This is a genomic window from Streptomyces sp. CB00316 (assembly GCF_001905595.1).
GTDB lineage: Bacteria > Actinomycetota > Actinomycetes > Streptomycetales > Streptomycetaceae > Streptomyces.
Genome location: NZ_LIXI01000003.1, coordinates 590438 through 610905, shown reverse-complemented (window position 1 = coordinate 610905; position 20468 = coordinate 590438). Strand labels below are relative to the sequence as shown.

Below are 20468 nucleotides of genomic sequence, written 5' to 3'. Positions count from 1 at the left end.
TCACATGTGCGGCGGCGGTGCGAGGGTGAAATCCGCCGGTCCGATAGGAGGTTGGGCCCGCCAGCCCCGGTCGAGCGCGGCCTCGGCGAAGCGCGGGCAGCCGAAGTAGGCGAAGGCGGCAGGGGCGTTGGGGATCAGGCCGGAGACCAGGACACGGGCGACGCGCAGCGGGGTCTCGGCGATGTCTTCCGTGGTCAGGTCGGCCGTGATCACGCGGTGGCCACCGGCGGAGAGCGCGGCATCCAGGGCCCAGCGGCTGCCGGGCGCGATCTCGGTGACGGGGACGACGCCCCCGGCGGGTTCGGTGAAGCGTCGGGCCAGCGGGGTCATCCGGTCGTCGAGCCAGACCTGTACGTGGGCGCCGAGGTCCCGTACGGCGGCGAACTGCGGTCCGCAGTCGTCGAGATAACGCCGGTCGGCCCGGTGGTCCAGGTAGAGGCCCCGCGCGAAGAGTCCGGCCTCCACGGAGCGGTGGACCCAGCCGTCGGCGTCCACCGCGCCCTGTGTGAACACCCAGGTGTGCACCGCCTCCAGCACCGCCTTGCGAGCCGCCTCCGCCGGGTCGTACCGGCAGGCGAACCCGGCGGCGTGGATGCCGCGCCGGGGATCGTGGACCAGGGCGGCCACGCAGGGTGCGAACTCGGAGGGCATCTCCACGATATGGACGTCCAGTTCGGCACCCGCCAGGTCCTCGGTGAGGCCGGGCACGCTCGCCGGGTCGATGCCCCGGGTGGGTCCGTCCAGGTGCCACCACAGCTCCAGGGCATCGCGTTCGACGACTTCGAGCAGCCCGCGCTCGACGGCGTCGTCGAAACCCTGGCCGGTGGCTATGCCCGCGTAGTTGAGGTGGTGGGTGCGAGGCAGCGAACGCAGCTCGCCCTGCCTCCAGTTGAGGTGGGTGAGGGAGACCGGTGCCCAGCAGGGCTGCCCGTCCTCCGTGCCCGGTGTCCAGAGTGCCGGTGTGTCGGGGGTGAGTTCGGCGTACGGGAAGCGTGGGCGCTCGTGCTGCCAGGAGGCGTACGTGGGCACCGCCCCGGGCCCGTACAGCCGCAGCCCCTCCGCCGCCAGCTCGGCGGCCGTGGCCCTGCGGGGTGCGTCGGGGTGGCCGGGCGGGGGGACGCGGTTGCCGCAGTAGCGTTCGACGGCCTCGGCGACGGCGGCGATCCAGGCGCCTTGGGGGTCCCCGAAGGTGGTGCCGAGCGAGACCCGGTCGGCGGGCCAGGCGCCGAGGCGTCGGGCGTCGGCGACCTCGGCGGTCATCGCGGTGTAGCGGGGCGGGGCGCCCGCCGGGTGCTCGACGGGCTCGACACCGCGGATCAGCCCGCACACGGGGTCGACCAGGGCTTCGATGGGCAAGGTGCTGGTCAACGGCATATCTCCGGTACGGGCTCGACGTAACGACGCCGGGCGACAACGGTCAGGTGCAGGGCGCTCCCCCGGGCCGTGACGGCTCTGCGGGACGGGGCGAGGCGGGTGGCGGTCACCGGGTTCTCGCCGGTGTGCGGGTTGCGGGCGTGGGCCGGGAAGTGGTGTCCGGCGATCTCTGTGCGGAGCCTCGTCCCGGCGGGCAGCCGACGGCCCAGTGTGCCGAGCGGCACGGTGATCTCCACGGCCTCCCCGGGCGGGTCGGCGCGCCGGACGATGCCGAACGCGAGCGGCTCCGCCCGGCCGGCCGGGTCGAGCGCGGTGACCCGTACGGCCCAGTCGGCGGCGGGGGTGTCGGCGGTGGCGTGGAGCCGGGCGGTGGCGGGCCCGGCCAGGTCGAGCGGGCGGGGCAGGGGCGGGGAGAGGAGGAGGCAGCGGTCGGCGGGGGTGGTGCCGGCCGGGACGGCCAGGTCGTCGGAGCGGACGGGGCGGGCCGGGTCTGCGGTGAACTCGGCTCCGTGCAGCAGCCGCAGGCCGGTGCGGGCGTCGAAGGGCCAGGTGGTGGTGCGTGTCGAGGACTCCACCGGCCCTGGTGCGGCGTCGCCGTGCCGTACGCCGTGCCAACGGCCGCTGCCCCCCAGGGTGATGACCCCGCGCCGCTCGGGCTCCAGCCGTCCGGCGAGGGCGGCGCGGGCCCACCGTACGTACAGCGCACCGAGGTTGACGCGGTCGGCGGCGATGGCGGGACGGTCCGCGGTGAGGCGGTGGCCCCAGGGGCCGAGCAGCAGGCGTGCGGCTCCGCCCCAGCCGCGCCACAGCGCCACGGTGTCCTCGGCGAAGGGGTCGTGGGTGCCGCCGACGGCGAGGAGCGGGAGGCGGGAGGCGGAGGCGCGCCGGACGATCCGGCCGCGCGGGCGATCGTCCCAGAGCCCGGGCCAGGAGGGCAGGGCTCGGCCCAGGCGGTCGGCCAGCCGGGCGACCGGGAGGTGTTCCAGCAGCCGGGGGTCGTCGGCGAGGGCACGGGCCAGCGCGTCGGGGGCGGAGTCGGATCGGTCGCCGTGCGCGGCCCACCAGCCGGCGCGGGCCCGGAGCCGTTCGGGCCCTGCGGGTTCGCGGGCGGTGTCGGCGAGGCCGAGAGCGGGGACTGCGGCGATGACGGCGTCCGGCCGGCCGTCGCCGCGCGGGCCGAGCGCGGCGACGAGGGCGCAGTGGGCGGCGTAGGAGGAACCTACGGCGACGACCGGGCCGCCGCTCCACGCCTGCTCGCGCACCCAGGCCACGGTCGCGGCGCCGTCGCTCTCCTCGTGGTCCCGGTAGGGGTGCCACGGTCCCGGCGATCCGTGCCGGCCTCGTACGTCCTGGGCGAGGGCGGCGAACCCGTGAGCCGCCCAGCCGCGCAGCTCGGCGCGGTGGGCGGTGCGGCCGTAAGGGGTGCGGATGACGACGGCGGGGTGGGGGCCCGGTGCGTCGGGCAGGCAGAGGTCGGTGGCGAGCGGGGTGCCGTCGGGGGCGGGGACGTACACGGTCGTGGTGTTCGCCGTGGTGATCACGGGGTCGTCCGCGCGGCGGGGGCGGGCAGCGGGGCGACCTCCGGCACGGGGAGCACCGGGTGCTCGGTGACGGTCAGGTCGCGCAGGTCGATCCGGCGCAGCCGGCGGCGGGCGGGGAGGCCGGTTCCCCGGCGCGGCTCGCCGCTCGCCCAAGCGATCAGGTCGGCGGTGAGGAGTGCGGCGATCAGGGCGGCCGCCGGCTCGGTGGGGTGCGGTCCGGTGTCGGGGGTGCGGTGGCCCGCCCAGTAGGCGGCGAGTTCGCGGTGGGCGGCGGTGGCGGCGAGTCTGCGCAGGCGGACATGGGCGGCGGTGACGTCTCCGGGGGCGGAGGCGAGGGGCTCGGTCCAGGTGTGGGCGCCTTCGCGGTGGCAGCGCAGCCAGGCGGTGTGCCGGGCGGGCAGGCGGTCGGCTTCGTCCCAGAGCCCTTCGGGGACGGGCGAGTCGAGGCACCAGACCACGGCGGTGTCCCGCTGACCCGCGAGTCCGGCCATGTCATCGGCGGTGGCGGGGTGGACCTCGGCCCCTTCGGCCGCGGCGAAGCGGGCGAGCGGGCCGGTGAGTACGGGGTCGCCCAGGAGGTGGACAGTCCGTCCGGTGAGCGGTAGGCGGCGGGGTCCGGTCACCGCGTGCCCGGCCTCCTCGAACACCGCTATCAGATCGTCGAGTTCAGCCGATGGCACCGGCCCCTCCCCCTCGGTCAGCCGGTCGATCAGCTCCCCCGTACCGACGCGGCCGGTATCGATGCGCAGGAACTCCCCGTCGGAGGTGCGGAGTACGGGCCGGCCACCGGGGGCGGTGACGATCCCGGCTCCGGGAGCGAGTCGGCTGCGGTTCACGGGGGCCTCCGAGGGGCGTCGTACGGGGGTGCGCGGGTGGTGCGAACAGGGCGGGCCCGTCCGGGAGTTCACCCGGACGGGCCCGCCCCGCGAGGAGCGGGAGCCTGCCTCAGCGGCAGGTGCCGCCTACTTCTCGTCCGCGGTGTCGGCCTCGACGGCGTCGTCGAAGGGGTTCTCGACAAGGGCGTTCGAGTGGGTGGCGGAGAGGTGGGCGAGCTGACCCTGGTCGGCGATCGGGCTGAACACCTTGTTGTGCTCCATGAGTTGAAGCCTCCATTCGGATCGGTTGGTGATGGTTGCGACGCCGTTCTTTGCCGCACCACAGACACTAATGAATATGATTTTCATTCCGCAATAGCTGGAGCGGATCGAGAGGGTGATCTGGGTAACAGACGGGCCAGCCGCCCTCGGAGTCGAGCCCCACCCGCCCCTGGACACCCAGCACTTCGGCCAGCAGCCGCTCCGTGACCACCTCTCCGGGCGGGCCGTCCGCGGCGATGCGCCCCTCGCGCAGCGCCACGATGCGGTCGGCGAACCGTGCCGCGTGGTTGAGGTCGTGCAGCACCATCACCACCGTGAGCCGCCGCTCGGCGCGCAGCCGTACGACGGTCTGGAGCACCTCCAGTTGGTGCCGCAGGTCGAGATAGGTGGTGGGCTCGTCCAGGAAGAGGACCGGGGCGTCCTGGGCCAGCGCCATCGCCAGCCGGACCCGTTGCCGCTCGCCGCCGGACAGCGCGTCCACCGGCCGGTCCGCCCAGCCGGTGACGCCGACGTCCGCGAGGGCCCGGGCCGTCACCTCGTCGTCGCCGTCCCGCAGCATCCCGAGCGGCCCCCGGGTGGCGTAACGGCCCTGGCGGACCAATTGCCGTACGGTCAGGGCCGGTACGGCCGGGGCTGACTGGTGGAGCAGCGCCACGCGTCGGGCGGCGGCCCGTCTGGGCAGGCGCGCCGCCTCGTCCCCGTCGAGCAGGACCCGGCCGTCGCTGGGGGTGAGCAGTCCGGCGGCGAGCCTGAGGAAGGTGCTCTTGCCGCAGCCGTTCAGGCCGATGAGGGCGACGAGTTCGCCCGCTCCGATGCTCAGGTCGATCCCGCGCAGCACCTCGCGCCCCGGATAGCCGAAGCTGAGCCGTTCCGCCCGGACCACGTCCGGTGTTCCCTGCGTGCGACTCCTCCCCTCCGGTACCTCCGCCATGCAGCGCTTCCCGTCCGTCGTGACATCTCTCGTCCGTGCCATGTCCGGTCTCCTCCCCGTCATCGTTCGTCCATCCGTCGCCGTGCCACGATCAGCAGCAGCCCTGCCCCGACGAAGGTGGTCAGCGCGCCGACCGGCAGGGTCAGCCGGTCCGCGTCGAGCGCCACCACCAGCAGCCGGGAGAGCAGTTGGGCCGCCGCGTCGGCCCCGCACACCACCACCGCGCCGAGCAGTGCGGCGCCGGGCAGGGTGATGCGCAGGTCGGCACCGAAGACGGCCAGCGCCAGATGCGGCACCAGCAGGCCCACGAATCCGAGCGCCCCAACGGCCGAGACGGCGCCCGCCGTCAGGGCCACCGCACACACGAGCGCGGCGGCACGGCCCCGCCCGGCGTCCAGACCGGCGGCGCAGGCCTGTTCGTCGCCGCAGCGCAGCAGGGTCAGCGGCGCGGAGAGCAGCCACGCGGCGCCGCCCCACACCGCGGCCCACGGCCACAGCAGGTGCCAGTGCTGCCAGACACGGCCCTCGGTGGAGCCGATCAACCACTGGACCACGCTGCCGAGTTCGCCCGGGGCCACCAGGAGGACGACGGCGGTGAGTCCGGCAAGGACGGCCGACACCAGCACGCCGTAGACGGCGGTCTGCTCGGGATCGCCCTTCTCCCGTCCCGCGAGCAGCCAGAGCAGTCCCGCGCCCGCGAACCCGCCGAGGCAGGCCGCCACGACGACCGCCGTCGGGGACTCCCAGCCCGCCAGGCCGAGGCCCGTGGCGGCGACCGCGCCGAGGACCGCGCCGGGGGTGACGCCGGTGACCTCGGGCCCGGCCAGCGGGTTGCGCAGGGCCGATTGGAGGACGAGGCCGGCTACCCCCAGGCTCGCCCCGGCGACCAGCGCCACCAGCATTCGGGGCAAGCGGAGTTGGAGAACGATGTGTTCGGCCATCGGGTCGTCGCCCCCGCCGAGGAGCACGGCCCGCGCTCCCTCGACCGTGACGCCCCGCCCCGCGAACAGGTCCGCGCAGGCGACGGCGCACACCAGGACCGCCAGGGCACCCATCCGGACAGCCGGTGAGCGCCACGCCCGCCGGGGTGGTGCGGGCGCCACTTCCAGGACGCTCATCGTTCCGCCTTCCGCAGGAGAGGTACGGGGCCGCCTTGCACCGGCGGGGCGGGCCGGATCGGCGCCCGCCTCTTCGCCGACCGCCGTCCCCGCTTCAGCAGCACCACCCCGACCGGCACGCCGACCAGGGCCGTCCACGCACCGACGGGTGTCTCGACCGGTGCGAGCGCCAGCCGTGCGGGCTGGTCCGCGCAGAGCACGACGATCGCCCCGCACAGGGCGGACCGGACGAGCCAGCCCGCGGCCCCGCCGTCCGGCCGCAGCCGTCGGGCGAGGTGGGGCGCGAGGAAGCCGACCCAGGCGACCGGCCCGCAGACCGCCACGACGGGGGCGATCAGGACGACGGCGATGCCCAGCGCGGCGACCCGCGCGCGTTCGACGCGTACGCCGAGGGAGCGGGCGTCGTCGTCGCCGAGCCGCAGCACGCCGAGCACCGGCACGCAGAGCACGAGCGCCGGGACGGCGACGGCCAGCCAGGGCAGCAGGCCGGTGACGTCGTCCCAGGTGCGGGCGGACAGGCTGCCCAGCAGATAGCGGTAGATGAGCTGGAGGTCGAGCTGGTCGGCCATCACCATGAGCACCAGCAGTCCGGCCTGGAGCGCCGCGGCGACGGCGGCCCCCGTCAGCAGCACGGATGACGGGCTACGCCCGAATCCGGCGGCCACCAGCGTGAGCAGCCCGCCGAACGCGGCCCCGGCCAGGGCGAGGAAGGGCTGGAGGCCTAGCGGTACGGAGAGGGCGAGCACCAGCGGTGCCGCGACCCCGAGCGCGGCCCCGGAGGAGACGCCGAGCATCTCCGGGACGGCGAGCGGATTGCGCAGCGCCTCCTGGAGGACGAGGCCCGCGGCGCCGAGGCAGGCACCGGCGACCAGCGCCAACACCATGCGAGGCAGTCGCAGTTCGGTGACTACGAGGCCCGCGAGGCCGTCGGACCCCAGAGTGGTCAGGAGCCGATCGGGCGGGACGTACGGCGTACCGAGGCTGAGGGCGCACACCGCGCCGGCCACTGCCGCCACCGTCAGAACGACCGGCGCCACGGGCAGTCGGCCGGGCGTGGTGCGGCGGCCGCCCATGACGCCCTTGACCGCGCCACCCCTCACCGCAGTGCGGCCGTCGCCTCGTCGAGGACGACGCCCAGGGACCGAGTGCCGCGCCCCTTGGCCCAGACCTCGGAGTCGACCTCGATGACCTTGCCGTTCTTCACCGCCGGGATCCGCGACCAGAGCGGGTTCTTGGCGAGCTTGTCGGAGAGCTTGCCGTCCGGGGCGCCGAAGGAGAGCGTCTCCACGAACAGGACGTCGACGTCCCGGGCGAGGATCTCCTCCAGGCTGTAGGAGCCGTCGACTCCCCGGCTCTTCCAGGGGTAGTGGGAGATCTTCGGGAAGAGACCGGCGGCCACGTCGGTCTCCGGGGTGGCCACGCCGAAGTTCTCGTCGCTGCCGAAGATGATCAGCGCCGTCTTGTCGCTCCTGGCCTCCTCGGCCTTCGCCAGGCGGGCGCGGAACGTCTTCTCGGCCCTCTCCCCCTCCTCCGTACGGCCGGTGAGTGCGGCCAGGTCGCGCAGGTAGCCGACGCTGTCCTTCCAGGAGCCTGGCTGTACCGGCCAGAAGGTGGTGGCGCCCTTCAGTGCGGGGGCGAGCTTGCCGTGGGTGTCCTCCAGGCCGATCACCAGGTCGGGCCGGTGGGAGAGGATCGCCTCGACCTCGGGGCTGAGGAAGCCGCCGGGCACGACGGGGACCTTCGCCGCCCTCTCCTTGCCCAGGAACTCCGGGTGCGCGAGCAGCGCGGAGTTGGTGGCGGTCGGGGTGATGCCCAGCTCGACGAGGATGTCGTCGCAGAGGGCGACCAGGCAGACGATCTTCTGCGGGGGCTTCTCCAGGGAGACCGTGACGCCCTTGGCGTCGGTGATCTCGGTGGCGGCCTTGATGGGCCGCACCTCGGTGCTCGTACGGGGCCCGGCCCCGGCCGCGGGTTCGACGGTCCCGGATTCGCCGCCCGCCGTACCGCAGCCGGCCAGCAGCCCTCCCAGTACGGCGATCGCGGCCCAGCGGCGGACTCTCAGTGCGGTGCGTGGCATTCGGCTCGTCCCTCAGATTCTGTACGGCCCCGGGAAGGAGGCAGGTGCGACGGCGGGGCCCCGGGAGCCATCCCCACCACAGAGCGGAACTTTACACATGATTATCATTCCCAATAAAGCGGCCAAGACTCCCCGCCGGACCCCATCGACCGCCCTCAGGAGCCCTCATGCCCCACCCTCCCCATCTGCCACCCCGCCTCCTGGTCGCCGACCAAGTCGCTGGGCGCATCAGCCTGTTGGATCTCCCGGACGGGCACGAACGGGCGGCGCTGCACCACCGGCACCTCGCCGAGCACGCCGGGTTCCTCGCCCTGCCGGACGATCTGGTCGCCTGCGTGGACGACCGGGCGGGCGAGCTGCTGGCACTCGATCCGTACGGCCCCGATTCCGGCCGGCCCCTGGTCCGGCGCCGGATACCGGTCGCCGTACCCGCCGAACACCTGGCGGCCGCACCGGGCGGCCGGCACCTCGCGGTGACCACCGGCCTCGGCCGCAACGAGGAGGCCTGGACCGGGCTCCTGACGGCCGTCGACCTCGACGCACCGGACGGAGCCGTCGCCGTACGCGTACGGGGTCGGACCGGCGAGCCGGGTGTCACGGTCCTCGGCGGAGCGTCGCCGCTCGTGGTGCTGCGCCACCGGGAGCCCGGCGAACTCCTGGTCCACCGGCACCGCGACCTGATGGCCTCGCCTCCCTCGTGCCCGCCGATGGAACCCCTCCAGCGCATCGGGCTGCCGGACGCCGACGGGCACGGGGACGCCTGCGACCCGGATACCGGGCGGGTGTTCGCGGCGGCGGGCTCGGGCGTGCACCGGGCCCGGCACGACGGCGAGGGGCTCACGCCGGAGCCGCCCCTCCCCTGGGCCGCCGACGGGCGCACGGGAGGCCGGGGCTACTACCTGCGGCTCGACCCCGTACGGCGCACACTCTGGTCCTGCGTACGTGGCGGGCCCTCCGCGCCGGGGCGGTGGCCGGAGTGGAGCAACGACGCCTGGTGGCACGGGCTGGACACGGGCACCACGGGGAGGCTGGAGCTGGGCCCCGGACTGGTGTTCCGGCTCGCCGTGACCGCCCGGCACATCGCGTACTCCCGCATCCACCCGGACGGCGACGAGTTGATCCTGCTCGCCGCACCCGCCACCCCCGGGGCGCGGGCGCACATCACCGCCCGCCTCCCGCTGCCCGCGATGTCCGGGGCGCCCCGGCGCGGCGGCACCCCGTGGGACGGCGTCCAGCGGCGGGCGATCGCCGCCTCCCCCGGTGCCGAACTGGTCGCGGTCAGCCGGGGCGGCCACGGCGAGGTGCAGATCTTCGACGCCGACCGGGCGGAGCCGGTCACCACCCTCACCCTCCCCACGCCGCTCGACGACGGTGGCCACCTCGCCCTGATCACCCCCGGCGACGGGGCGCACGCGGACCTCGTGGGGCGGTGACCGGCCACCGCACGGATCGCAACCTGGAAACGACTTCCATTTGCCTATGCGGTCGCCAGTGGTCGGTCGTATCGGACCCCACCCCCAGGAGAGACCCACGGCAGTCCCGAAGCGCAAGATGTCCCGCAGCAACACCCGCCACCGGCGCGCGCAGTGGAAGGCCACGACGCCCCAGCTCGCCACGGTGACGATCGAGGGCACCGCCCACCAGGTGCCACAGCGGCTGGTGAAGACGTACGAGCGTGGCCCGATCCGGCCGGAGGGCTGAGCCCGCAAGGCAAGAAGAGGGGCGGGTGGTGACGCGGCACGATCGCCGCGTCACCACCCGCCCCTCGTGCGCTCAGGTCGGCATCACCAGGAGGACTTGGTCACCCCGGGCAGGAATCCGGCGTGCGCCTGTTCGCGCATCCGGACCCGGGAGAGGCCGAAGGTGCGCAGATACCCCCGGGGCCTGCCGTCGACGCTGTCCCGGTTGCGCACCCGCGTGGCGCTGGCATCGCGCGGTTGACGCCTCAACTCCGCGAGGGCGGCGGCGCGTTCGACAGCCGGGGTACCGGGGCGGCGGACGATCTCCTTCAGTTCGGCCCGGCGGGCCGCGTACCGCTCGACGATCACCTTGCGCTTCTCGTTCTGCGCGATCTTGCTCTTCTTCGCCATCAGACCTTCCCTCCCCGCGCGCGGACGCGTGCGACCGCCGCTTCGATGCCGATCACGTCGATTGTCTTGATCGCCCGGGCGCTGAGGGTCAGCCGCACATGACGCCCCTCACTGGGGAGCCAGTACCGCTTGCGCTGGACATTCGGGTCGAACCGGCGCGACGTACGGCGGTGCGAGTGGGAAATGGCGTTGCCGAATCCCGGCTTGGAGCCGGTCAGTTGGCAGTGGGCGGACACGGACGTTACCTGCCTCTCATCGATGCATCCATTATTGAAAATGGAAACCATTGCCATATAGTAGCGCCCATGGCTCGCAACGAAGTACGCCCGGTCATCAAACTGCGCTCCACCGCGGGGACCGGCTACACCTACGTCACCCGCAAGAACCGCAGGAACGACCCCGACCGCATGGTGCTGCGCAAGTACGACCCGGTCGCCCGCCGTCATGTCGACTTCCGCGAGGAGCGCTGAGGTCTCCCCCCTCCGGCCGCCCGCCCCGCAGCAACCCCGACCGCTAGGACCCCCTCATGAAGCCCGGAATCCACCCCGCCTACGGCCCCGTCGTCTTCCGCGACAAGGCCGCCGACTTCGCCTTCCTCACCCGCTCCACGCTGACCAGCGAGAAGACCGTCGAGTGGGAGGACGGCCGCACCTACCCGGTCGTCGATGTGGAGATCTCCTCCGCGAGCCACCCCTTCTACACCGGCACCGCCCGCGTCCTGGACACCGCGGGCCGCGTCGAGCGCTTCGAGCGCCGGTACGGGCGCGGTGAGGCCCGGTGACGGAGGAACAGCGGCGGAAACTGCCCGTCGTCATCGTCTGCGGACTGCACTCGGAGGTGCGGCGCGAGGTGGTGGAGGCGCTGCTCTCCCAGGTCCCGCACAGCGTCGCGCTCCACCACGACCTGTCCACGGCGACCGACGGGACCGTACGCCGCACCCTGCGGGACGCCACCGGGGAGCTGGCCGCCGGCGAGACACCCCTGGTCAACGACTGCGCGTGCTGCGCGCTGCGGGAGGATCTGGTCCCCGAGTTGCAACGGCTGGCGGACACCGGGCTGACCCGCCTGGCCGTCCTGGAGCTGTGGGACTCCGTGGAGCCGAAGTCGATGGCCGAGGTCATCGCGGTCCACGGGGCCGACAGCTTCGAGATCACCAATGTGATCACCGCGGTCGACCCCACCCTCGTCCTGCCGTGCCTGACCAACGGCGACGACCTGGCGGAGGCCGGTCTCGCGGCGGCCCCCGCCGACCAGCGGACCATCGGGGACACCTGGGCCCGGCAGGTGGAGTACGCCCCCGTCCTCGCCGTGGCCGACAGCCCCGCCGCCGACGACGAGGACCGCGCGCTGATCCGTCAGATGAACCCGATGGCACGTCAGGTCGCGGCGCATGCAGCCGAGTTGGCGCAGCTCGCGGTCGCCGGTTTCGACGTGGAGGCGGCTGCCGCAGGTCAGCATCCGGCCTGTGCGCTGCTGCCGCAGGAGGCGGAGGAGGCCGGGGTCTCCACGCTCGTCTGGCGGCGCCACCGCCCCTTCCACCCCGAGCGCCTCTACCACGCGCTGGAGGACCTGTGCTGTGCGGCGGCCCGCAGCCGGGGCAGGTTCTGGCTCGCGGACCGGCCCGACACCCTGCTCTCCTGGGATGCGGCGGGCGGCGCCCTCTGCGTGGAGAACACCGGCCCCTACCTCGCCTCCCTCCCGGACGCGGCCTGGGCCTTGGTGCCGCCCTACCGGCAGGCCGCGGCCGCGCTGGACTGGCACCCCGAGCACGGCGACCGCTGCCAGCACCTGGTCTTCGTCTCCCCCGGCCTCGACCGCGACGGGCTGACCGGGCTGCTGGAGTCGTGCCTGCTCAGCGACGAGGAGTACCAGGCCGGCCGGGAGGCGTGGAAGAACCTGCCCGCCGCGTTCGACGCGCTCCTCGACCCGGTGTGAACCGGCGAGTCACCCCCGTACCCCCAACCACCCGCACAAGGAGCCCCGATGGCACGCCAACAGGACCCCCGTAAGCCGCTCAAGGCCCGCCCGAACCCGCTGGACGCGGCGAGGATCACGTACATCGACTACAAGGACACCGATCTGCTGCGGAAGTTCATCTCCGACCGCGGCAAGATCCGCAGCCGCAGGGTGAGCCGGGTGAGCGCCCAGCAGCAGCGGCAGCTCGCCGCGGCCATCAAGAACGCCCGCGAGATGGCGCTGCTGCCGTACTCCGGTTCCGGCAAGTAGCCAGCCCCGGTCAGTGCAGGAGCGGGGGCCGCTCGGGATGCAGCACCGTGGCAGGCCGAGCACCATGAGCGGATGGGCACAGACACCTCCAAGGGGGACGGCCCGGAGTCGGCATCGTCCGGCCCGGCGGCCTGAGGCCGCCGGGCCGGATCCCCGCATCAGAGCCTCGCTCTCGCGGCCATGCTGTTCGCCGTCTCGATGACCTCAGCCTCAGCGCGATCGCGACGACGGCGACGGCGACGTTGACCCAGAAGATCGCGCGCCACGTCCACGAGGTCAGCCAGCCGCCGAGCAGCGGCCCCACCGCGGTGAGAGCCCCGGAGAGCCCGAAGGACAGCACCAGCGCACGGCCCCGCCGCTCCACCGGGAGGCGTACACGGAGGCGAAGTAGAAGACCGGGAAGGTCTCCCTGAGCGCCTCGCCGAACCAGGCGGCGCTCTACCTCCTCCACTTCTTCATCGGCTTCGGCCTCGCCTCCCAGTGGGGCGGCCGCATCCTGGACAAGCGCGGTGCCCGTCCGGCGGCGATCGTCCTGGCCATCGCGTTCTGTTCGCGCTGCGTCACCCGGGGACCCGGGTGACGCAGGATTCCCCCAGGAGTGCCGCACAGGCTCAGAACGAGTAGACGGCGCTGTCGTTCATGCTGCCGGCCAGCTCGCAGGCGTTGCCGTACGTGGTCGAGAACGTGACGCGCTTGCCGTGCCAGACGCCGTGCGCGGTGATCACGACCGGGTCCCACTGCCGGGTACACATGCGGTCGGGCGAGGTGCGGGCCAGCGCGGTGAACTGTCCGCCGACCGAGTCGAGTTCGGCGCACGCGGCCTCCGGGTCCGGGTGGGTGCCCTCGGCGTTCGGGGCACAGGTGAGCGTGACCGCCCGCTTGACCGTCGCGGTGAGCGGGTCCTCGCCCTGGGCCACGGTGAGGACGAGGGCGGAGGGCGCGTAGAGGCTCTCCGCCTTCGTCGGCGCCGCGTGGGCGGAGGTGGCGGCGAGGCCGCCGAGGACCAGGGCGCTCGCGGCGATGGTCGCGAAGATTGCGTGAGGGTTGTGTCGCATGAGTGAAAACTCCTCGGTCGGGTGCTGATTGCGGTCAGGAGTCTTACGCATGCGGACAGTAGGCGCACATCGACAGCCCGCTTCCAGCCGCAGATGTTCGTTCGAACCGACCGGATGGTCGTTCGGGCAGCTCACAAGGGCCACGGAGGTCGTCCAGCATATGGACAGCATCCGACGGTTCAATGGAAAACGACCGTCTGACCTGCGGTGATTCCGGAGCGACCGGAAACCTTCAGGAGCCGCTTCGACTGGAAACCAACGCGATTCGGGCCCATCCACGCCCTCGCAGCCGCGCCCGGGGGCGACCGCCGGGCCCCTCGACGACCCTCGGGCCCGGGTTTTCCGTATACCGAATGAAGCATCGAATTAGGTTAGGCTACCCTCACCATCGTGATCGCTCCTGCCCACGACCGTGAAGACAGCCCGCCGCTCCGGACCACCGCGCCCTGCCCCGCCGCGGGCCCCGACAGCGCCGTCGGCCACGTCGGCCTGGACGCCCGTGACGTGACCGTCGCGTACGACCGGGCCGACGTCGTCCACGGGGCCGACCTGCGGCTGCCGCGCGGTCGGGTCACCGCCCTGATCGGGCCGAACGGCAGCGGGAAGTCCACCCTGCTGCGCGCCGTCGCCCGGCTGCACAAGGCCCGCACCGGCACGGTGACGGTGTGTGCCCCGGGCGACGCCGAGCCGGTCGACGCCCTCGCCCTGTCACGCAACGACTTCGCCCGCCGCATCACCCTGCTCGCCCAGAGCCGCAACGCCCCGGCCGGGCTCAGCGTGCGGGACGTGTTGGGTTTCGGCCGCCACCCCTACCGGGGACGGCTGCGCGGGAGCGACCCCGACGGTGCCCGGACCATCGACCACGCGCTCGCCGTCACCAACCTGACCGACTTCGCCGACCGCGGCGTCGAGAGCCTCTCCGGCGGTCAGCTCCAACGCGTCTGGTTCGCCTGCTGCCTCGCGCAGGACACCGACGTGCTGCTGCTCGACGAACCGACGACCTATCTCGACCTGCGCTACCAGGTGGAGATCCTCGATCTCGTACGCGATCTCGCCGACACCCACGGCGTGACCGTCGGGGTCGTCCTGCACGACCTGGACCAGGCCGCCGCCGTGGCCGACCAGGTCGTCCTGCTCTCGTCGGGGCGGATCGCCGCCTCCGGCACCCCCGCGGAGGTCTACGACTCCGAGCGGCTGACCCAGACCTACGGCATCCGGATCGACGTCGAACCGGACCCCTCCACCGGCATCCCGCGCACCCGCGCGGTGGGCCGCCACCACCTCCGTACCGAAAGGCCCTGAACCCCCTCATGAAGAACCAGCACCTGGCCTGGCCCGCCCTCGCCGCCACGGCCGCCCTCGCTCTCTCCGGCTGCGGCACCACAGAGGCGCCGAAGAAGGAGTCCGCCAAGCAGACCTCGGTGACGGTCACCGACTCCCGCGGCAAGAAGGTCACGCTCGACGGTCCGGCCAAGCGGGTCGTCGGCACCGAGTGGAACGTCGTCGAGACGCTCGTGACTCTCGGCGTACAGCCGGTCGGCGTCGCCGACGTCAAGGGCTACACGGCATACGACAAGTCCGCGCCGCTCACCGAGGACGTCAAGGACATAGGTACCCGGGGTGAGCCCAGCGTCGCCACCGTGGCCGGCCTGAAGCCCGACCTCATCGTCGCCACCACGGACCTCTCCGACTCGGCCATCGCGCAGCTGTCCAAGGCCGCGCCGGTCGTCGTGGTGCGCTCGGCCGACGCGAGTCGGCAGATCGACCAGATGGTCGACAACGTCAACCTCATCGCGGAGGCCACCGGCACCGAGGAGAAGGCCAAGAGCGAGATCGCCTCCTTCCGCAAGGCGATCGAGGACGGGAAGAAGAAGCTTTCGGCGGCCGGTCTCGGCGGCAAGGAACTCGCCTTCGCCGACGGCTGGCAGGAGGGCAACCAGGTCTCGGTGCGCCCGTACGCCAAGGGCTCGCTGCTCGCCGACGTCAACACCGAACTCGGCCTGGTCAGCCCGTGGAAGCTCAAGGGCGACAAGGCCTACGGTCTCGCGGCCACCGATGTCGAGGGGCTCACGAAGATCGGGGACGCGCGGTTCGCCTACATCGCCAACGACTCCGACGGCGGTGACCCGTTCGCCGACGGACTCAAGGACAACGCGGTGTGGAAGTCGCTGCCGTTCGTGAAGAAGGACCAGGTCCACCGGCTGCCCGACGGCATCTGGATGTTCGGCGGGACCGCGGCCATGCGCGAGTACATCGACGCGCTCGTCGGCGCGCTGACCGCCTGACGATGAACACCCGCACCACTCCCGCCCCGCCCGCCCCCGTGAAGACGGGGGCGGGCGCGGCCGGTCCGGCCGGGGCACCGTCCCCGGCCGCGCCCGGCCGCCCGGCCCGCCGCGGCCGCGTGCTCCTCCTCGCGCTCGCCACGCTTGTGGCCCTCGGTGCCCTCTCGGTCGTCCACATCAGCCAGGGCACGGCCGCCGTCGATCTGCACACGCTCTGGCAGTTGCTCACCGGCCCGGCGTCCGGCCGGACCGCCGACGAGCAGAGCGCCGCCGTCGTCCTGGACTCCCGGTTGCCCCGGCTCGCGGCCGGGCTCCTCGTCGGCTGCGCGCTCGGCGCGGCGGGCGCGGCCCTCCAGTCGGTGTCACGCAACATGCTGGCCTCCCCCGACACCCTCGCCGTCAACGCGGGGGCGTACCTCGCGGTCGTCGCCGTCGCCGCGTTCGGCATCACGCTGCCCGCGCTCCCGGCGGGCGGTACGGCGTTCCTCGGCGGGTTGCTCGCGGCGGGCGTCGTCCTCGGTCTGTCACGGGCGGGGGCCGGTCCGATCCGGCTGGTGCTGGCGGGCTCCGCGCTCACCCTCGCCCTGTCCGGGCTGAGCGGGATGCTCCTGCTCCTGCGCTCCCATCAGACGACCGGTCTGTTCGCCTGGGGCAACGGCGCGCTCGCCCAGATCGGCATGCAGTCCATCGACCGGCTCGCGCCCATCGCGCTCGTGGCGTTCGCCGGGCTGATGCTGATGGGCCGGCGGCTGGACATCCTCGCCCTCGGGGACGACGGTGCGGCGGTCGTGGGCGTCAGTCCCCGGCTGACTCGCTCGATCGCCGTGATCCTCGCCGTGCTGCTGGCGGCGGTCGCCGTGACGGTGGCGGGGCCGATCGGCTTCGTCGGCCTGTGCGCGCCGGCCGTGGTCCGCCTGCTCAGTACGTGGGTGCCGGTCCTGGTCCGGCACCACGCGTTCATCCCGGCGTCGGCGCTCGCGGGCGTGCTCGTGGTGCTCGGCGCGGATGTGCTGCTGCGCGCGGTGTTCGGCGCCCAGGCGGGGGCGGAGGTGCCCACCGGCATCGTCACGACCTGCTTCGGCGCGCTCGTCCTGGTCTTCCTGGCCTACCGGTCACGCGACATGGGCACGGACGGCGGCTCGACGGCGTTCGCCCGGCTCCGAAGCCGTCGCGCGTTCGTCCTCACGCTGGTGGTGACGGTCGTGGGGCTGCTCGGTGCGGTGGTGGCGGCGACGCTTCTCGGCGACGCCACACTGCTCCTGGGCGATGTGGGCAACTGGCTCCTCGGCCGGTCGGGGCAGTTCACCACGTACGTTCTGGACACCCGCGTCCCCCGGGTCGCCGCCGCCCTGCTGGCCGGTGCGGCGCTGGCGGTGGCGGGCGCCGTCGTCCAGGCGGTGTCGCGCAACCCCCTCGCGGAGCCGGGCGTCCTCGGCGTCGTCAGCGGGGCGGGCGTCGGGGCGGTCGCCGTCCTCACCGTCGTACCGCTGGCGGGTTTCTGGCTGATCGGCGGCTCCGCGCTGGCCGGTGCGGCGGCCGCCGCCGCACTGGTCTTCGGCCTGGCCGCACGCCGAGGGCTGGAGCAGAACCGCCTGGTACTGATCGGTATCGGGGTCCAGGCGGGCGGCGGCGCGTTCGTCAGCCTGCTGATCGTGCTCACCGACCCGTACAACGCGACGAAGGCGCTCGCCTGGCTCGGCGGGTCGACGTACGGGCGTACGTTCCCGGAACTGATCCCGGTGCTGGTGGCGCTGGCAGCCGCGCTTCCGGTGCTGGCCGTGATGCGCCGTGACCTCGATCTCATCGGGCTGGACGGGGACACGCCCCGGCTGCTCGGTGTCCGCCTGGGCACCACCCGGCTCGGCCTGCTGTCCATCGCCGTCGTCCTGACCGCCGGGGCGGTGGCGGCGGTCGGCGTGATCGGCTTCGTCGGCCTGGTCGCACCGCACGCGGCCCGGGCACTGGTGGGCCGGCGGCATGTGCGGGTCGTCCCGGTGGGCGCGCTGCTCGGCGCGCTGCTGGTGGTGGTCTCCGACACGGTGGGCCGCACGGTCATCGCCCCGGCCCAGATCCCGGTGGGCCTGCTCACCGCCGTGATCGGCGCGCCGTACTTCATCTGGCTGCTCTGGCGGTCCCGGAGGGAGGGGTGAGGGCGCGGGCGTCCGACCGGCGGACGCGGCCGTGAGATCAATGCGCTCTTCGGCCACCGCATGGGCGCCTACATCGCGTCGGAGACCGAAAGGCCTCTGGAGTCCCGGGGCCCGCGCCGATCGGCTGTTCCTCTAGGGACGGGGGTGCTGTTCGTGCTGCGGAACGCCCAGATCGAACGGCTCAGCACGCCGCGGGCGGACTGGTGGTTGAAAATGCGCGTGGTGATGTGCGGGAGTGTGGCGCCCGCGTTCGCCCGGCACCTGTCCGCGCCCCTGCGCGCCCCGGCGACGTCCTTGGCGAACGTCTCCTTCTTGTACGGCCGCAGACATTCCGCCTCATCCGGTGCCAGGTTGCAGGTCACCGGCCGCGCCGGCGGATCCCTCCGCGGGATGCACTTGTCTCCGCTCTGGGAGGGACTCAACAGCCTTGTGATATAGCGCAGTTGTAGGCGGTGAACTCGCCATCGACCGCGCCGCTCACACCGTCCTCAGGGCCGGCGACCCGCTCCCCCTCGCACCGTCCGAACTGAAGCTGCTGCTGCACCTGTCCACGATGCCGGAACAGGACTTTCAGCCGGCAGCGGCTCCTGAAGGAGATCTGGGAGCTCAGCTACCACAGCGAGGTCCGCCTGGTGGACGCCTGTGTGCGCCGACTGCGCATCAAGATCGGCGAACCGTCCGGCACTCCCCGGTACATCCAGACCCTGCGCGGCCTCGGCTACCGCTTCGGCCCGCTGTGAGACTGCCCGCGGCGACCGTCGCGTTCGGGCTGCGTACCCGGCTGGTGCTCGCGTTCCTGCTGGTGGCCGCAGTCAGCGCCTTCACGACCGCCGCGCTGACCTACCGCGAGGCGCGCAACGCGGTGCTCACACGTGCGCAGGACACCGCCGTCGTCTCCTTCCGCCAGGAGGCCGAGCGGTTCGTCCCCGGCCTGCCGCTGGACCCGGACGGGCTCCGGTGGCACCTCTACGACATCGCGGCACGCGCCAAGCCCCACCCGTGGATCGTCTTCGCCGAGTACGGCTCCGTGCGCGCCTCCTCGGGTGACCGGCCCGTCTCCGGTGTGCTCACCGCGGAGCTGCGCCGCGCCCCGCACACCTCGCCGAACGGCAGCTTCGAGCGCGTCGTGAAGGACGGCAAGGCGTATCTGACGATCGGGATGACGGTGCTGCCCCGGGTCGTCGCCGGTGGCCGCGCGGTGCCGAGCGGCCTCGTTCCGTACGCCGTGATGCCCATGACGAACGAGGAGGTGGACATCGACGCGCTGGTGACCGCCGCCCGCGACCGTGCGCTGCCGGGGCTGGCCGTGGCCCTGGTGCCCGCGCTCCTCGCGGCGCGCAGTGTGCTGCGCCCCGTCCGTGAACTGCGGCGTGCCGCACACTCCATGGGCGGTGGCAGGCTCGACACACGCATCCCTGTGCAGGGCCGGAGCGAAATGGCCGAGCTGGCCCGGACGTTCAACGAGTCGGCGGCCCGACTGGAGTATTCAGTAACGGAGTTGCGGGACGCCGGCGGGCGGGCCCGGCGCTTCGCCTCGGACGTCTCGCACGAGTTGCGCACCCCGCTCGCCGGTATGCTCGCCGTCGCGGACGTGGCCGAGGATCTCGGCCCGGACACCGCGCGGGCGGTGCGTCTGATCAGCGCCGGGACGACCAGACCGGCCGTGCTGGTGGAGGATCTGATGGAGATCTCCCGCTTCGACGCCCACGCCGCGGAACTCGCCACGGACGAGGTGGACGCGGCGGAGTCCGTACGGAACACCCTGTCCGACCGGCGGCCCAGGCTCATGTTGACGACATCGGCGCCCTGGGCGACGGCCCGGTCGACGCCGGCGATGACACCGAAGTCGTCACCGGCTCCCCGGTCGTCCAGCACCTTGGCGTTGATCAGCTGGGCCCCGGGGGCGACGCCCAGGAACCGGCGTCCTTCGCCCCCGTACCGGATGCGGTGGAGGCCACGTGCGTGCCGTGCCCGACACGGTCCTCGGCGTCCGGGGAGCCGCTGAAGTTCCGCGCCGCCACCACCCGGCCGGCCAGGTCCGGGTGGGTCGCGTCGATCCCGGTGTCCACGACGGCGATCTTCGTACCGGGGCCGTCGTACGAGCGGACCCAGGCCGCCGGAGCGCCGACCTGGCCGGTGCTGCGGTCGAGCGAGGCCTTGCGCACCCCGTCCAGCCAGATGCGCGCGATGCCGGAGGTCGTGGCCGCCGAGCCGTCGCTCCGCCGACGGGTCAGGGCGTCCCACAGGCCGCCCGTGCTGTCGGTGGCCTCGGCGCTGCTGACGGCGTCCGCGTCGAGGGCGGACAGGGTCCGGCGGAGGGTGGTGCCGTCGGACGAACGCATCTCGCTGCGGGCGGACTTCAGGTACGGCCGTTGTGGGTCTGTGTGAAGAAGGGGGTGCCCTCCCGGCCCTTCGCCCGCTCGATACCGCCGGCCCGGCCTCGGGCGTCCACGAGGACCCGGTCGCCGGTGATCAGGGTGACGGTGGCTCCCGACGTCCCCAAGTCCTTTTCGATGGAGCGGGG

21 protein-coding genes and 4 pseudogenes are annotated in these 20468 nt (G+C 73.3%); 11 read left to right on the top strand and 14 right to left on the bottom strand.

Going from position 1 to position 20468, the window contains the following annotated elements:
* From AMK21_RS10820 to AMK21_RS10790, 8 genes are all read right to left on the bottom strand, one after another.
* Positions 1 to 1368, bottom strand: coding sequence for a YcaO-like family protein (locus AMK21_RS10820; RefSeq protein ID WP_199863157.1), 1368 nt, complete (start codon positions 1366 to 1368; stop codon positions 1 to 3).
* Positions 1365 to 2912: a CocE/NonD family hydrolase gene (locus AMK21_RS10815; protein WP_073876815.1), complete on the bottom strand. Its 1548-nt coding sequence runs from the start codon at positions 2910 to 2912 to the stop codon at positions 1365 to 1367. Before AMK21_RS10815 ends, AMK21_RS10820 begins: the two co-directional genes overlap by 4 nt.
* Positions 2912 to 3751, bottom strand: a complete 840-nt coding sequence (locus tag AMK21_RS10810; protein WP_073876554.1) for a hypothetical protein — start codon at positions 3749 to 3751, stop codon at positions 2912 to 2914. The genes AMK21_RS10815 and AMK21_RS10810 overlap by 1 nt, the downstream gene beginning before the upstream one ends.
* A 126-nt stretch (positions 3752 to 3877) precedes the next feature.
* Positions 3878 to 4012, bottom strand: a complete 135-nt coding sequence (gene amiA, locus AMK21_RS36625; protein WP_015613003.1) for a streptamidine family RiPP — start codon at positions 4010 to 4012, stop codon at positions 3878 to 3880.
* 67 nt (positions 4013 to 4079) lie between these two features.
* Positions 4080 to 4943 carry an ABC transporter ATP-binding protein gene (locus AMK21_RS10805; protein ID WP_073876552.1) on the bottom strand — a complete coding sequence of 288 codons (864 nt, stop codon included), beginning with the start codon at positions 4941 to 4943 and terminating at the stop codon, positions 4080 to 4082.
* A 59-nt stretch (positions 4944 to 5002) separates the two neighbouring features.
* Positions 5003 to 6061 (bottom strand): FecCD family ABC transporter permease, encoded by a 1059-nt coding sequence (locus AMK21_RS10800; protein WP_073876550.1) that lies wholly within the window; start codon positions 6059 to 6061, stop codon positions 5003 to 5005.
* Positions 6058 to 7134 (bottom strand): FecCD family ABC transporter permease, encoded by a 1077-nt coding sequence (locus AMK21_RS10795; protein ID WP_073876813.1) that lies wholly within the window; start codon positions 7132 to 7134, stop codon positions 6058 to 6060. Before AMK21_RS10795 ends, AMK21_RS10800 begins: the two co-directional genes overlap by 4 nt.
* A 23-nt stretch (positions 7135 to 7157) precedes the next feature.
* Positions 7158 to 8138 (bottom strand): ABC transporter substrate-binding protein, encoded by a 981-nt coding sequence (locus tag AMK21_RS10790; protein ID WP_073876548.1) that lies wholly within the window; start codon positions 8136 to 8138, stop codon positions 7158 to 7160.
* A 167-nt stretch (positions 8139 to 8305) separates the two neighbouring features.
* Between AMK21_RS10790 and AMK21_RS35085 the strand changes: the two genes are divergently transcribed.
* Positions 8306 to 9571 carry a hypothetical protein gene (locus tag AMK21_RS35085; RefSeq protein WP_073876546.1) on the top strand — a complete coding sequence of 422 codons (1266 nt, stop codon included), beginning with the start codon at positions 8306 to 8308 and terminating at the stop codon, positions 9569 to 9571.
* A gap of 70 nt (positions 9572 to 9641) precedes the next feature.
* Complete coding sequence (rpmF, locus tag AMK21_RS10780; protein WP_267893909.1) at positions 9642 to 9839, top strand: 50S ribosomal protein L32; 198 nt, start codon at positions 9642 to 9644, stop codon at positions 9837 to 9839.
* An 83-nt stretch (positions 9840 to 9922) separates the two neighbouring features.
* On the opposite strand, the gene rpsN is transcribed toward rpmF, so the two are convergent.
* Both rpsN and rpmB read right to left on the bottom strand, forming a co-directional pair.
* Positions 9923 to 10228, bottom strand: a complete 306-nt coding sequence (rpsN, locus tag AMK21_RS10775; protein WP_073876542.1) for a 30S ribosomal protein S14 — start codon at positions 10226 to 10228, stop codon at positions 9923 to 9925.
* Complete coding sequence (rpmB, locus tag AMK21_RS10770; RefSeq protein ID WP_073876540.1) at positions 10228 to 10464, bottom strand: 50S ribosomal protein L28; 237 nt, start codon at positions 10462 to 10464, stop codon at positions 10228 to 10230. The genes rpsN and rpmB overlap by 1 nt, the downstream gene beginning before the upstream one ends.
* Before the next feature lie 69 nt (positions 10465 to 10533).
* On the opposite strand from rpmB, the gene rpmG reads away from it, so the two are divergent.
* Genes rpmG through rpsR form a run of 4 tightly spaced genes read left to right on the top strand, consistent with a single transcriptional unit; the run spans position 10534 to position 12454 of the window.
* Positions 10534 to 10698: a 50S ribosomal protein L33 gene (gene rpmG / locus AMK21_RS10765; RefSeq protein WP_003964410.1), complete on the top strand. Its 165-nt coding sequence runs from the start codon at positions 10534 to 10536 to the stop codon at positions 10696 to 10698.
* A 56-nt stretch (positions 10699 to 10754) separates the two neighbouring features.
* Positions 10755 to 11009, top strand: coding sequence for a type B 50S ribosomal protein L31 (locus tag AMK21_RS10760; RefSeq protein ID WP_018512979.1), 255 nt, complete (start codon positions 10755 to 10757; stop codon positions 11007 to 11009).
* A complete protein-coding gene (locus AMK21_RS10755; protein ID WP_073876538.1) occupies positions 11006 to 12163 on the top strand; it encodes a CobW family GTP-binding protein in 1158 nt (385 codons plus the stop codon). Before AMK21_RS10760 ends, AMK21_RS10755 begins: the two co-directional genes overlap by 4 nt.
* 48 nt (positions 12164 to 12211) lie before the next feature.
* The gene (gene rpsR, locus AMK21_RS10750) at positions 12212 to 12454 is read left to right on the top strand and encodes a 30S ribosomal protein S18 (RefSeq protein WP_073876536.1); all 243 of its coding nucleotides are present in this window, start codon (positions 12212 to 12214) and stop codon (positions 12452 to 12454) included.
* 205 nt (positions 12455 to 12659) lie between these two features.
* Here the strand turns inward: rpsR and AMK21_RS36845 are convergent.
* Positions 12660 to 12824, bottom strand: a pseudogene (locus tag AMK21_RS36845) (MFS transporter); the annotation flags it as partial.
* A 241-nt stretch (positions 12825 to 13065) separates the two neighbouring features.
* Positions 13066 to 13509 (bottom strand): subtilase-type protease inhibitor, encoded by a 444-nt coding sequence (locus AMK21_RS10740; protein ID WP_073876534.1) that lies wholly within the window; start codon positions 13507 to 13509, stop codon positions 13066 to 13068.
* Positions 13510 to 13899: 390 nt separating this feature from the next.
* On the opposite strand from AMK21_RS10740, the gene AMK21_RS10735 reads away from it, so the two are divergent.
* From AMK21_RS10735 to AMK21_RS10710, 5 genes and pseudogenes are all read left to right on the top strand, one after another.
* A complete protein-coding gene (locus AMK21_RS10735; protein ID WP_199863156.1) occupies positions 13900 to 14811 on the top strand; it encodes an ABC transporter ATP-binding protein in 912 nt (303 codons plus the stop codon).
* Between the two features lie 8 nt (positions 14812 to 14819).
* Positions 14820 to 15794 carry an iron-siderophore ABC transporter substrate-binding protein gene (locus AMK21_RS10730; protein ID WP_073876532.1) on the top strand — a complete coding sequence of 325 codons (975 nt, stop codon included), beginning with the start codon at positions 14820 to 14822 and terminating at the stop codon, positions 15792 to 15794.
* Positions 15795 to 15796: 2 nt separating this feature from the next.
* A complete protein-coding gene (locus AMK21_RS10725; RefSeq protein WP_073876530.1) occupies positions 15797 to 17944 on the top strand; it encodes an iron ABC transporter permease in 2148 nt (715 codons plus the stop codon).
* 451 nt (positions 17945 to 18395) lie between these two features.
* Positions 18396 to 18684 (top strand): annotated as a pseudogene (locus tag AMK21_RS10715) (winged helix-turn-helix domain-containing protein); the annotation flags it as partial.
* Positions 18681 to 19721: pseudogene (locus AMK21_RS10710) on the top strand (HAMP domain-containing protein); the annotation flags it as partial. The pseudogenes AMK21_RS10715 and AMK21_RS10710, both read left to right, overlap by 4 nt.
* Here the strand turns inward: AMK21_RS10710 and AMK21_RS33670 are convergent.
* Both AMK21_RS33670 and AMK21_RS35945 read right to left on the bottom strand, forming a co-directional pair.
* A pseudogene (locus AMK21_RS33670) lies at positions 19721 to 20286 on the bottom strand (S8 family peptidase); the annotation flags it as partial. The pseudogenes AMK21_RS10710 and AMK21_RS33670 sit on opposite strands and share 1 nt — an antisense overlap.
* Positions 20287 to 20303: 17 nt before the next feature.
* Positions 20304 to 20447, bottom strand: a complete 144-nt coding sequence (locus AMK21_RS35945) for a hypothetical protein (protein ID WP_234421904.1) — start codon at positions 20445 to 20447, stop codon at positions 20304 to 20306.
* Between the last annotated feature and the right edge of the window lie 21 nt (positions 20448 to 20468).

Bases quoted from the DNA above. Each gene is read 5' to 3' on its own strand.
- AMK21_RS10795 (WP_073876813.1), bottom strand. From the start codon at position 7,134: ATGGGCGGCCGCCGCACCACGCCCGGCCGACTGCCCGTGGCGCCGGTC.
- AMK21_RS35085 (WP_073876546.1), top strand. From the start codon at position 8,306: ATGCCCCACCCTCCCCATCTGCCACCCCGCCTCCTGGTCGCCGACCAA.
- rpmG (WP_003964410.1), top strand. From the start codon at position 10,534: ATGGCTCGCAACGAAGTACGCCCGGTCATCAAACTGCGCTCCACCGCG.
- AMK21_RS10805 (WP_073876552.1), bottom strand. From the start codon at position 4,943: ATGGCGGAGGTACCGGAGGGGAGGAGTCGCACGCAGGGAACACCGGAC.
- rpsN (WP_073876542.1), bottom strand. From the start codon at position 10,228: ATGGCGAAGAAGAGCAAGATCGCGCAGAACGAGAAGCGCAAGGTGATC.
- AMK21_RS10790 (WP_073876548.1), bottom strand. From the start codon at position 8,138: ATGCCACGCACCGCACTGAGAGTCCGCCGCTGGGCCGCGATCGCCGTA.
- rpsR (WP_073876536.1), top strand. From the start codon at position 12,212: ATGGCACGCCAACAGGACCCCCGTAAGCCGCTCAAGGCCCGCCCGAAC.
- AMK21_RS10800 (WP_073876550.1), bottom strand. From the start codon at position 6,061: ATGAGCGTCCTGGAAGTGGCGCCCGCACCACCCCGGCGGGCGTGGCGC.
- AMK21_RS10740 (WP_073876534.1), bottom strand. From the start codon at position 13,509: ATGCGACACAACCCTCACGCAATCTTCGCGACCATCGCCGCGAGCGCC.
- AMK21_RS10760 (WP_018512979.1), top strand. From the start codon at position 10,755: ATGAAGCCCGGAATCCACCCCGCCTACGGCCCCGTCGTCTTCCGCGAC.
- AMK21_RS10725 (WP_073876530.1), top strand. From the start codon at position 15,797: ATGAACACCCGCACCACTCCCGCCCCGCCCGCCCCCGTGAAGACGGGG.
- amiA (WP_015613003.1), bottom strand. From the start codon at position 4,012: ATGGAGCACAACAAGGTGTTCAGCCCGATCGCCGACCAGGGTCAGCTC.
- AMK21_RS10730 (WP_073876532.1), top strand. From the start codon at position 14,820: ATGAAGAACCAGCACCTGGCCTGGCCCGCCCTCGCCGCCACGGCCGCC.